The organism is Amycolatopsis rhizosphaerae (assembly GCF_007713715.1).
Taxonomy (GTDB): Bacteria; Actinomycetota; Actinomycetes; order Mycobacteriales; family Pseudonocardiaceae; genus Amycolatopsis_E; species Amycolatopsis_E rhizosphaerae.
This window is the reverse complement of sequence record NZ_VJWX01000235.1, coordinates 1-10,841: the sequence shown is the minus strand read 5'-3', so window position 1 is coordinate 10,841 and position 10,841 is coordinate 1. Positions and strand designations below refer to the sequence as shown.

9 protein-coding genes are annotated in these 10,841 nt (G+C 73.0%); 7 read left to right on the top strand and 2 right to left on the bottom strand.

Translation table 11 applies throughout. The features are described from left to right. Positions 1-66: 66 nt before the first annotated feature. The gene (locus tag FNH05_RS21855) at positions 67-1,920 is read left to right on the top strand and encodes a Na+/H+ antiporter (RefSeq protein ID WP_144590576.1); all 1,854 of its coding nucleotides are present in this window, start codon (positions 67-69) and stop codon (positions 1,918-1,920) included. 33 nt (positions 1,921-1,953) lie between these two features. Here the strand turns inward: FNH05_RS21855 and FNH05_RS21850 are convergent, their stop codons facing one another. Then, the gene (locus FNH05_RS21850; RefSeq protein WP_144590575.1) at positions 1,954-2,280 is read right to left on the bottom strand and encodes an antibiotic biosynthesis monooxygenase family protein; all 327 of its coding nucleotides are present in this window, start codon (positions 2,278-2,280) and stop codon (positions 1,954-1,956) included. Between the two features lie 104 nt (positions 2,281-2,384). Here FNH05_RS21850 and FNH05_RS21845 point away from each other — a divergent pair, with 104 nt between their 5' ends. From FNH05_RS21845 to FNH05_RS21820, 6 genes are all read left to right on the top strand, one after another. Then, positions 2,385-3,425, top strand: coding sequence for an Rv2578c family radical SAM protein (locus FNH05_RS21845; protein ID WP_144590574.1), 1,041 nt, complete (start codon positions 2,385-2,387; stop codon positions 3,423-3,425). 114 nt (positions 3,426-3,539) lie between these two features. After that, positions 3,540-5,318 (top strand): aspartate--tRNA ligase, encoded by a 1,779-nt coding sequence (gene aspS / locus FNH05_RS21840; protein ID WP_144590573.1) that lies wholly within the window; start codon positions 3,540-3,542, stop codon positions 5,316-5,318. Positions 5,319-5,327: 9 nt separating this feature from the next. Beyond that, positions 5,328-6,272 (top strand): DUF389 domain-containing protein, encoded by a 945-nt coding sequence (locus tag FNH05_RS21835; protein WP_144590572.1) that lies wholly within the window; start codon positions 5,328-5,330, stop codon positions 6,270-6,272. Positions 6,273-6,318: 46 nt separating this feature from the next. Next, on the top strand, positions 6,319-7,521 hold the full coding sequence (locus tag FNH05_RS21830) for a phosphotransferase (RefSeq protein WP_425458472.1): 1,203 nt from the start codon (positions 6,319-6,321) through the stop codon (positions 7,519-7,521). A gap of 80 nt (positions 7,522-7,601) precedes the next feature. Continuing rightward, the gene (locus tag FNH05_RS21825) at positions 7,602-8,462 is read left to right on the top strand and encodes an SGNH/GDSL hydrolase family protein (RefSeq protein WP_425458473.1); all 861 of its coding nucleotides are present in this window, start codon (positions 7,602-7,604) and stop codon (positions 8,460-8,462) included. Positions 8,463-8,514: 52 nt separating this feature from the next. After that, positions 8,515-9,879 (top strand): replication-associated recombination protein A, encoded by a 1,365-nt coding sequence (locus FNH05_RS21820; RefSeq protein ID WP_144590571.1) that lies wholly within the window; start codon positions 8,515-8,517, stop codon positions 9,877-9,879. Between the two features lie 61 nt (positions 9,880-9,940). Here the strand turns inward: FNH05_RS21820 and FNH05_RS21815 are convergent. Next, the coding region (locus FNH05_RS21815; protein ID WP_144590570.1) for a phospholipase domain-containing protein at positions 9,941-10,841 on the bottom strand (901 nt) is incomplete at its 5' end.

Sequence of the window (10,841 nt, the reverse complement as noted above, 5' to 3'; positions counted from 1 at the left end):
CCTTGATCCGGTGTGTGACTTCCGGCCCCGGAGGCTGTTCCTCCCTCGGCGCACCGTGACCGCCTGATGCAGCCGGCGATCGCCATCCTCAGCCTGGTCGTGGTGGTCCTGCTCGTCACCGGGCTCGCCCGGCGCTTCGACTGGTCGCCGCCCCTGTTGCTGGTCCTGGCCGGCGTCGGGGCCTCGTTCATCCCGACCGTGCCCGACTACCACCTCGACCCCGAGCTGGTGCTGGTCGGGCTGCTCCCGCCCCTGCTGTACTCCACCGCGGTCCGCACCTCGCTGGTCGAAATCCGGGCGAACCGCATGCCGATCGCGCTGCTGTCGGTCGGGCTGGTCGTGTTCACCACGCTCGTGGTGGGCCTGGTGGCCTGGCTGGCGATCCCCGGGCTGCCGCTGGCCGCGGGGTTCGCGCTCGGCGCGGTCGTGGCGCCGCCGGACGCGGTGGCCGCCACGGTGGTCGCCCGCCGGGTCGGCATGCCACGGCGGATCGTGCGCATCCTCGAAGGGGAAAGCCTGCTCAACGACGCCACCGCGCTGGTCGCCCTGCGCACCGCGATCGCCGCGATCGCGGGCTCGGTGGCGCTGTGGCAGGTCGGTCTGGACTTCCTGCTCGCCGCGGCGGGCGGCACCGCGGTGGGACTGGTGATCGGCTGGGGGGCGGGCCTGCTGCGGCGCAGGCTGGTGGACCCGGTGCTGGACACCGCGTGGTCGTTCGTGATCCCGTTCGTGGCCTACCTGCCCGCCGAGGCGATCCACGGCTCGGGTGTGCTCGCCGTCGTGGTCGCCGGCCTGATGGTCGGCCAGCAGACCCCGCGCCTGCTGTCGGGTCCGTCGCGGCTCGCGGGCCTGCTCAACTGGCGCACCATCCAGTTCCTGCTGGAGAACACGGTCTTCCTGCTGATCGGGCTGCAACTGCGGCGGCTGCTGGGCGAGGCGGCGCGCAGCGATCTGTCGGCGCCGGCGATCGCGGCGATCTGCGCGGCCGTGCTGGTGGCCACGATCGCCGCGAGGCTGGTGTGGATGTTCGCGGCCGGGCTGCTCCGGCGGTTCACCAGGACGTGGGAGGTGCCGTGGCACTACTCGGCCGTGCTGGGCTGGGCGGGTATGCGCGGAGTGGTCACGCTGGCGGCGGCCTTCGTGCTGCCCGCGGACACGCCGGAGCGCGCGGTGCTGGTGCTCGCCGCGTTCGTCGTGGTGGCGGGCACCCTGGTCATCCAGGGCACCACGCTGCCCCGGCTCGTGCGCTGGCTGGACCTGCCGGGGCCGGACCCGGGCGAGGACGCGCTGCAGCAGGCCGCGCTGCTGCACGACATGACGCAGGCGGGCCTGGACCGGCTGGAGGCGGCGCGCCGCCCCAGCGACCCGGCGGAGGTGATCGACCGGCTGCGGGACAAGCAGGCGTACCGCTCCGACTCCGCCTGGGAACGCCTGGGCGCGGGCAGCGGCCTCGAGGAAACGCCGAGCGCGGCCTACCGGCGCCTTCGCTCGGAGATGCTCGAGGCCGAGCGCGAGGTGCTGCTCAGGGCCCGTGACCAGGCCACGGTCGACGACGAGGTGCTGCTCAGTGTGCTGGAGACCCTCGACATCGAGGAGTCGATGCTGACCTCGTCCGCGGGCGGCGTGGAGTCGACGGGCCGGGAGCTGTACACCCCCGAGAACACCGCGGGTTCCTGTGAGCACCTCGACCGGGCCGGTGACGCCCGGTCCGAGGCGACCGGCTGCGAGGACTGCCTGCGCGAGGGCACCACCTGGGTGCACCTGCGGTTGTGCCTGGAATGCGGGCACGTCGGCTGCTGCGACTCCTCGCCGCGCCGCCACGCCACCCAGCACTTCCACGACACCCGCCATCCGGTGATGCGCAGCTTCGAGCCGGGGGAGAACTGGCGGTGGTGCTTCGTGCACCGCATCGTGGGCTGAAACGCCGCCGGGACGCGTCCGTCGTGGCCTTGTTCACCCCGCCGTCCGCGTCCCGCCCTTCTCGGACCGCGGCAGGACGGTCCGGATCGCCTCGTAGCCTGAGGCGTGGACGACGGCGGTCCGCTGCGCCAGCATCGGGCACACGTTCATCGCTTCGGCCCAGTGCCCGGCCGTCTCCCACTCGGCGACGGTCACGAGGGTGAACCTGCTGCCCGGAACGACGGTGCGGAACATCGACGCCCGCACGAAGCCGGGCTGGGCGGCCATCAGTTCAGCGCCGTCCTGCCACATCGCGAGGTACGCGTCTTCGCTTTCGTCGTCGATCTCGATGGGAATGATGACCACGTAGTGGTTGTCCATGTGGGGGAGACTGCCCCATGGCCTCCTGATACGGCAAAATTGTTTGCTGGAACAGCAATTCTCGCCGGGTTGACGGTGATGCGAACATGTGTTCGACTGGAGAAATGAGGTGGGAAAGCCAACGCGCCGGGGCCGAGGCACAGCAGGCACTGATCGGGCTCGACGGGCTCGTGCGGTCGGTGCCCGCACCGGAGTTCGCCGGCCTCACCTTCCACGAGGTCCGCGCCCGCTCGGTGCTCAACCGCGTGCCCGGTCGCTCGCGGGTGCCGTTCCGCTGGACGGTGAACCCGTACCGCGGCTGCTCCCACGCGTGCACCTACTGCTTCGCCCGCAACACCCACACCTATCTCGATTTCGACGCCGGTCGGGACTTCGACACCCAGGTCGTGGTCAAGATCAACGCGCCGGAGGTGCTCGCGGCCCAGCTGCGCAGGCCGGGCTGGACGCGGGAGCACGTGGCGATGGGCACCAACACCGATCCCTACCAGCGTGCCGAGGGCCGGTACCGGCTGATGCCCGGCATCATCCGCGCCTTCGCCGGCTCCGGCACCCCGTTTTCCGTGCTCACGAAAGGCACCACGCTCGCCCGTGACCTGCCGCTCCTGCGGTCGGTGTCGGTGGAGGTGGACGTCGGGCTGGGCGTGTCGATCGCGCTGCTGGACCGCGCACTGCAGCACCGCCTCGAACCGGGCACACCGAGCCCGAAGGCGCGGCTGGAGCTCGTGCGCCGGATCCGCGACGCCGGACTGGACTGTTCCGTGATGGTCGCGCCCGTGCTGCCCGGGCTGACCGACTCCACCGGGCAACTGGACGAACTGCTCGCCGCGATCGCCGCCGCCGGGGCGACCGGCGCCACGGTGCTCGCGCTGCACCTGCGCCCGGGTACCCGCGAGTGGTACGGGCGGTGGCTGGCGCGCGAGTACCCGGAGCTGGTCCCGCGCTACCGGGAGCTGTACGCGGGCGGCAGCTACGCGGGGGGCCGCTATCGCCGCACGCTGGCCGCGCGTGTCGCGCCCCTGCTGCGACGGCACGGATTGGGCGGGCACACCGGGTCCGCGCACCGGCCGTCCGCCGAGCCGTCCGCCGGGGCCGGGGCCGCCGTGCCTGTTCCGCCGCCCGCGGCCGGGCAGCTGACGCTGCTCTGACCGCGGCAGCGAAACCTGGTGGCGGGCACCCGGGGGGTATTCGTTAGCCTTGACCGACAGCAAAACCCCTGCTAGCCATCGTGCGTTCCGCGCCCTTTAAGGAGAGCAACCGCAGTGCTTCGCACCCACGACGCCGGCACCCTGCGTGCCGAGCACGCCGGCCAGATCGTCACGCTCACCGGGTGGGTCGCCCGGCGGCGCGATCACGGTGGGGTGATCTTCATCGATCTGCGGGACGCCAGCGGGGTGGCGCAGGTCGTCTTCCGCGAGGGCGAGATGGCCGAGCGTGCGCACCACCTGCGCGCCGAGTTCTGCGTCCGGGTCGTCGGGGAGGTCTCCCGGCGTCCCGAGGGCAACGAGAACACCGAGATCCCCACCGGCGGGATCGAGGTGCTCGCCACCGGACTCGAGGTGCTCGCCGAATCCGCGCCGCTGCCGTTCCCCATCGACGACCGGGTCGACGCCGGCGAGGAGATCCGCCTCAAGTACCGCTACCTCGACCTGCGCCGCAGCGGCCCGGCCCGGGCCATGCGCCTGCGCAGCGAGGCCAACCGCGTGGCCCGCGAGGTGCTGCACGACCGCGACTTCGTCGAGGTGGAGACCCCGACGATGACGCGCTCCACCCCCGAGGGCGCCCGTGACTTCGTCGTCCCGGCCCGCCTGAAGCCCGGCTCGTGGTACGCGCTGCCGCAGTCGCCGCAGCTGTTCAAGCAGCTGCTGATGGTCGGCGGCCTCGAGCGGTACTACCAGATCGCCCGCTGCTACCGGGACGAGGACTTCCGTGCCGACCGCCAGCCGGAGTTCACCCAGCTCGACATCGAGATGAGCTTCGTCGAGCAGGACGACGTGATCGCCATCGGCGAGGAGATCGTCGCCGCGCTGTGGCGGCTCATCGGGCACGAGGTGTCCCTGCCGATCCCGCGGATGACCTTCGCCGACGCGATGGCCAAGTACGGCACGGACAAGCCGGACCTGCGCTTCGGGCTGGAGCTCACCGAGCTCACCGAGTTCTTCGCCGACACCCCCTTCCGGGTCTTCCAGGCACCGTACGTCGGCGCCGTGGTGATGCCGGGCGGCGGCAGCCAGCCGCGCCGCCAGCTCGACGCCTGGCAGGAGTGGGCCAAGCAGCGCGGCGCGAAGGGCCTGGCCTACGTGCTGATCGCCGAGGACGGCACCCTGTCCGGCCCGGTCGCCAAGAACATCTCCGAAAAGGAGCGGGAGAACCTCGCGGAGGCCGTCGGCGCGAAGCCGGGCGACTGCGTGTTCTTCGCCGCGGGCTCGGCGAGCCACGCCCGGGCGATCCTCGGTGCGGCGCGGGTGGAGATCGGCCACCGCCTCGGCCTGATCGACGAGAACGCGTGGTCCTTCGTCTGGGTCGTCGACGCGCCGCTGTTCGAGCTCGCGGAGGAGACCGACGACGTGGCGGTCGGCTCCGGCCGGTGGACCGCGGTGCACCACGCGTTCACCTCGCCCACCCCCGAGTGGATCGACAAGTTCGAGACCGACCCGGGCAGCGCGCTGGCCTACGCCTACGACATCGTCTGCAACGGCAACGAGATCGGCGGCGGTTCGATCCGTATCCACCGGGCCGACGTGCAGAAGCGGGTCTTCGAGGTGATGGGCCTGTCCGAGGAGGAGGCGCAGGAGAAGTTCGGGTTCCTGCTCGACGCCTTCCAGTTCGGCCCGCCGCCGCACGGCGGCATCGCCTTCGGCTGGGACCGGATCACGATGCTGCTGGCCGGTGCGGACTCGCTGCGCGACGTGATCGCCTTCCCGAAGACCGGCGGCGGCTACGACCCGCTGACCGGCGCGCCCGCGCCGATCACCGACCAGCAGCGCAGGGAGGCCGGTATCGACTTCCGGCCGAAGCCGGTCAAGCCGCAGGCCGGGTAGGCCCGGCCGATGCTGCACCTGCGGGTGATCTGCCCGCCGGAGTGCACCGAAGGGGCCCTCGCGGTGCTGCGTGACCAGCCGGGCGCGGCGCACCTGCTGGTGCACCGCGGCGCGGCGGTCACGCCCCCGGGGGACCTGATCGAGGCCGACGTCGCCCGCGAGGCGGCGGACGAGGTGGTCGAGGCCCTGTGCGAGCTGGGCCTCGACCGCGTCGGCGGCATCACGCTGGAGACGCTCGACACGGCGCTGTCGGATGCGGCCGACGAGGCCGAGCGGGCGGCGCCGGGCGAGGGCGCGGACGCGGTGGTGTGGCAGGAACTCGTGTCGCGCACCGGGGAGGAGTCCCGGCTCAACGTCACCTTCCAGGCGTTCCTCACCATCGCGTGCCTGCTCGCCTCGATCGGTGCGGTCACCAACTCCCCGGTGACGATCGTGGGTGCCATGGTGGTCGGCCCCGAGTTCGGCCCGCTGGCCGCGATCGCGGTCGGGCTGGTCCTGCGGCGGTGGGACCTGGTGCGCCGGGCAGGCACCGCACTGGCCGTCGGGTTCCCGCTGGCGATGGTGGTGACCGCGGGCGCGACGCTGCTCAGTGAGCTCGCCGGGCTGCTCGACACCGGGCAGTTGCGCAGCGGGCACCAGGAGGTCGATTTCGTCTACCAGGTCGGCTGGTACTCGCTGATCGTGGCGCTGCTCGCCGGCGCCGCCGGGATGCTGGCGATGACCTCGGCGAAATCGGCCGCGCTGGTCGGCGTGTTCATCTCGGTCACCACCGTGCCCGCCGCCGGGTACGCCGCCGTGGCGGCCATCACCGGCGACTGGTCGCGGTCGCTGGAGTCGGTCGCGCAGCTGGCGGTGAACCTGGTGGGCATCGTGATCGCGGCAGCGGGAGTACTGGCGATCCGCCGTCGGGGGCAACGGGGGCGCGCCAACGGCCGACCGCTGCCCGCGGGCTGAAATCGTTCTGGTGACGCGCGCGTGACCGCTAGTAGGGTCGAAGGCGATGACGCTCGACACTTCTCAAGAGGGCAGACATGAGGGTGCCTACCGCGGTGCCGGATCGCCGGTATCGACGGACGGTGCCGCCCCGCCCGGGGAGCGGGCCGTGATCGGTGCGGTCGCGGCCGGCGAGGCCGTGCTCGCCCGCCGGTTCGGCAGCGCCATCAAGCTGGTCGATCCGGAGCTGCTGCCCGGCAGCGGCCCGGCCACCGTGGTGCGCGCCCGGATCGCCTCCTCCCCGTTCGGGCTTCCCCGCACCATCGTGATCAAGCACTATCCCGATCCCGCGCCCAGCGGGCAACCGGACCCCTTCGCGCAGGAGGCGGTCAGCTACCAGCTGTTCACCGCGCTGCCCCCGGAGGACCGGATGTGCCCGGAACTGCTGGCCCACGACCCGGCGGCGCGCGTGCTGGTGATCGAGGACCTCGGCCGGGCGCCGACCCTGCGGGACAAGCTGCGCGGCGGCGACGCGCGGGCCGCGGAGCGGTCTCTGCTGTCCTGGGCGCGGTCCCTGGGCCGCATGCACGCCACCACGGCCGCGCGTGAGGCCGATTTCGACGCGCTGTTGCGCCGCGTGGGCGGCCCGGTCCAGCACGAGGACGGCACTCCCGTGGCGGCGTGTGCCCAGCTGCCGTCGCTGCTGTCCGAGGCGGTGGGGGTGGACACGCCGGAGGAGGTCCGGCACTACGCGGAGCAGGCCTGCGCACGGGCGCGGTCCCTGGCCTACCGCGCGTTCAGCCCGGTGGACCTCAGCCCTGAAAACAACCTGGTGACCAGCCACGGGGTGCGGTTCCTCGACTTCGAGCGGGGCCGGGTCCGCAACGCCCTGATCGACGCGGCACACCTGCGCGTGCCCTTCGCCTCGAGCGCCCATCCGGGCGCGCTGCCCGCGGGGATGAGCGAGGCGATGGTCGCCGCGTGGCGGGCCGAGATCGCCGGGGTGTGGCCCGGTCTTGCCGACAACGACGTGCTGTCCGCGCATCTGCTCGACCACCAGCTGCTGCTGGTCTGGGTGAACACGTGGAGCGCGCTGGCGGGCCGGTGCGAGGAACCGGCCGCGCTGGTGACCTGGTGGCGGAACCTGCACGCGTACGCCGAGCGGCAGGGCAGTGAGCGCCTCGCCGCGCATGCGCGGGAGACCGCCGCCGGGCTGGACGCGCGGTTCGGCCCCGGCCTGGAACTGCCGCTGTACCCGGCGTTCCAGTAGTTCGCTGGAAGATCTCTGCTTCGTTACCCCGCGCTCACCGCCGATGCGGCTGCGTGCCCGAAGGTCTAGTCGTGACCGCGGTGAGCGAACAGAGTCGGCGGGCCCAGCCCGCGCCGCGCCGGGTGCGGCGGCTGGCCGTGCTCGGTGATTCCACGGCCGTCGGGCTCGGCGATCCGGTGCCGGGCCGCGGCTGGCGGGGCGTGGGGCCGTTCGTGGCCTCCGCGCTCGGTGTCGGCCCGGACGGCTACCTCAACCTGGCCTTCGCCGGCGCCCGGATGCGCTGTGTGCGTGACACGCAACTGCCGGCCGCGCTCGCGCACGCCCCCGACGTCGTGGTGGTGATCGTCGGGATGAACGACACCCTGCGGTCGGACTTCGACCCGGCGGCCCTGGCCGCCGATCTCGAACACGTGGTGACCGCACTGGATGCGGCGGGCGCGGTGGTGGTGCCCGTGCGGTACCACGACCACGGGCGCGTGTTCCGCTTGCCGGGGCCGCTGTACCGGGCGCTCAAGGACCGGATCGAGGCGCTGAACGGCGGCATCGACCAGGTGGTCGCCCGGCACGGGGTGCCCTGCCTGGATCTGGCCGCGGTGCCGGGCGCCTACGAGCTGTCCGCGTGGAGCGTGGACCGGCTGCACCCGTCGGAACTCGGGCACCGGCTGCTGGCGCGCGGGCTGACGGAGGTGCTGGCGCGGCGCGGGATCGAACTGGTGGAGCCGGTCAGCCTGGTGTGTTCCGGCGGGGTGCGGCCGCGCACCGTGGACCACCTCGCTTGGCTTGTGGTCAAAGGGATTCCGTGGCTGTGGCGGCGTGGTCGTGATCTGGTCCCCCACGCGGCGCGGATTCTGCTGGAGGCCGCGCGGGAGGGCCGCCGTGCACGGCGGTTCGCGGCGGAGCCGGAGGTCGCACCCGGTGCGGAGGCCGGGCCCGTGGGCTGAGGCGCCCCTTGGCCTCCGCGAATCCGTCGGTCCCGGCCACTACGGTGGAGTGGTGCAGCAGGACGAACTTTTCACGGTGAACCCCGAGGTGGCGCCGCCGGAGCGCACGGAGGCGCCCCGGGAACAGCCGCTGCCGCCCGGTGCCCCGCTCGCGGTGCGCATGCGGCCCCGGTCCCTGGACGAGGTGGTCGGGCAGCAGCACCTGCTGGGGGAGGGCGCCCCGCTGCGCCGGCTCGTGGAGGGCGCCGCACCCGCCTCGGTGCTGCTCTACGGCCCGCCCGGCACCGGCAAGACCACTCTGGCCAACCTGGTGTCCACCGCGACGGGGCGCCGGTTCGTGGCGCTGTCGGCCTTGTCGGCCGGGGTGAAGGAGGTGCGCGGCGTCATCGAGGAAGCCCGGCGCCGTCGCCTGTACCACGCGGAGAACACCGTGTTGTTCATCGACGAGGTGCACCGGTTCTCCAAGACCCAGCAGGACGCGCTGCTGGGGGCGGTGGAGGACCGGACGGTGCTGCTCGTGGCCGCCACCACGGAGAACCCGTCGTTCTCGGTGGTCTCGCCACTGCTGTCGCGTTCGCTGGTGCTGCAACTGCGGCCGCTCACCGACGACGACATCCGCGAGCTGATCGAGCGCGCGCTCGCGGACGAGCGGGGGCTCGGCGGGCAGCTCGAACTGACCGCCGAGGCGAGCGCGCACCTGGTCCGCCTCGCCTCCGGGGACGCCCGCCGGGCACTGACCGCGCTCGAAGCGGCCGCCGACGCCGCGGCCGCCACCGAGCACCGCACCATCGGCCTGGCCATTGTCGAGTCCACTGTGGACAAGGCCGCGGTGCGCTACGACCGAGACGGCGACCAGCACTACGACGTCGTCAGCGCGTTCGTCAAGAGCATCCGCGGGTCCGATGTGGACGCCGCGCTGCACTACCTGGCCCGCATGATCGAGGCGGGGGAGGATCCGCGGTTCATCGCGCGGCGCCTGGTCGTGCACGCCAGCGAGGACGTCGGAATGGCCGATCCGACCGCACTGCAGTCGGCGGTCGCCGCCGCGCACGCGGTGCAGTTCATCGGCATGCCGGAGGGCAGACTCGCGCTGGCACAGGCCACCGTGCACCTGGCCACCGCGCCGAAGTCCAACGCGATCGTCGCGGGCATCGACGCGGCGCTGGCCGACGTGCGCTCCGGGCGCATCGGCACGGTGCCGCCGCACCTGCGCGACGGGCATTACGCGGGCGCGGCGAAGCTCGGCAACGCGCAGGGCTACCGCTATCCCCACGACGTGCCGGAGGGCGTGCTGGCGCAGCAGTACCCGCCGGACGAGCTGGTGGGGCGCGACTACTACCAGCCCACCCAGCGCGGCGTGGAGCGGACCCTCGCCGAGCGGGTGCCCCGCCTCCGCCGCACCATCCGCGGCCGGTAGGACTCCCTTGCCCGTCGAAGCGCCCGGCGATCCGGGCGCTTCGACGGGAAACGGTGCATGCTCAGCCGGTGACGCCGGGGCGTCCGTTCTCCACCCGCCCGGTCAGGCCGCGGTGGAAGGCCGGGTCGGCATCGGTGGTCACCTCGACGTCGTACCAGCCGCGTTCGGTGGGCCAGGCCAGCACGGCGGAGCGGCCCGCCGCGACCTGCACCACCCGCGTCGTGGGCGCGTAGCGCTTCGACGCCAGCCGGACGGTCATCGGCTTGGTCCCGGCGTTGACGACGGTGAGTTCGAGCCCGGACCGCACGAACCGCGTCCGGACGTCGAGATTCGCGCCGGACAGCTTGCCGCGCAGCTCCCACCACGCCCGGTTCGGGCCCTGCACCGACACCCGGTAGGAACCGGTGGGGATCGGCAGCCGCACGCTGTGCTCGCCGGACACGTCGTGGTGCGCGGGCTCGATCAGCTCACCGGCGTAGGGGTAGATCGCGAAATGGGCCGAGGCGCGCCCTTCGTTGCGGAGCGTGAGAGCCAGCAGCCCGTCCTGAACCAGCGCGGACACCGACGGCTGGTACGGCAGCGCCCTGGCGGGCCGCGTGCCGGGCTCGGTGGCGGGCATCGCCTGCTGTTCGGGCGCCTGCGGGTGCCAGCGGGCGATCGGGGACGGCACCGGACCGGGCCGGGAAAGCCGCGGCGGCCTGCCCGCGTGCCGGAAGTCGAACGCGCCCGTCAGATCGCCTGCCACCTCCCGCCGCCACCGGCTGATGTTCGGCTCCACGACGCCCGTCCACCGCTCCAGCAGGCGCAGAACCGACGTGTGGTCGTAGACGGTGGAGTCGACGAACCCGCCGACGGTCCACGGCGAGACCACGGTCGTCGGCACGCGCGGGCCGAAGCCGAGCGGCTGGCCCGTGAAGTGGTCGTCGTCCTCCAGGCCGGCGGGCGGGACCGGGGGCGGGACG

Coding starts and splice junctions, on each gene's coding strand:
- FNH05_RS21855 (WP_144590576.1), top strand. CDS start 67: ATGCAGCCGGCGATCGCCATCCTCAGCCTGGTCGTGGTGGTCCTGCTC.
- FNH05_RS21850 (WP_144590575.1), bottom strand. CDS start 2,280: ATGGACAACCACTACGTGGTCATCATTCCCATCGAGATCGACGACGAA.
- FNH05_RS21845 (WP_144590574.1), top strand. CDS start 2,385: ATGAGGTGGGAAAGCCAACGCGCCGGGGCCGAGGCACAGCAGGCACTG.
- FNH05_RS21835 (WP_144590572.1), top strand. CDS start 5,328: ATGCTGCACCTGCGGGTGATCTGCCCGCCGGAGTGCACCGAAGGGGCC.
- FNH05_RS21830 (WP_425458472.1), top strand. CDS start 6,319: ATGACGCTCGACACTTCTCAAGAGGGCAGACATGAGGGTGCCTACCGC.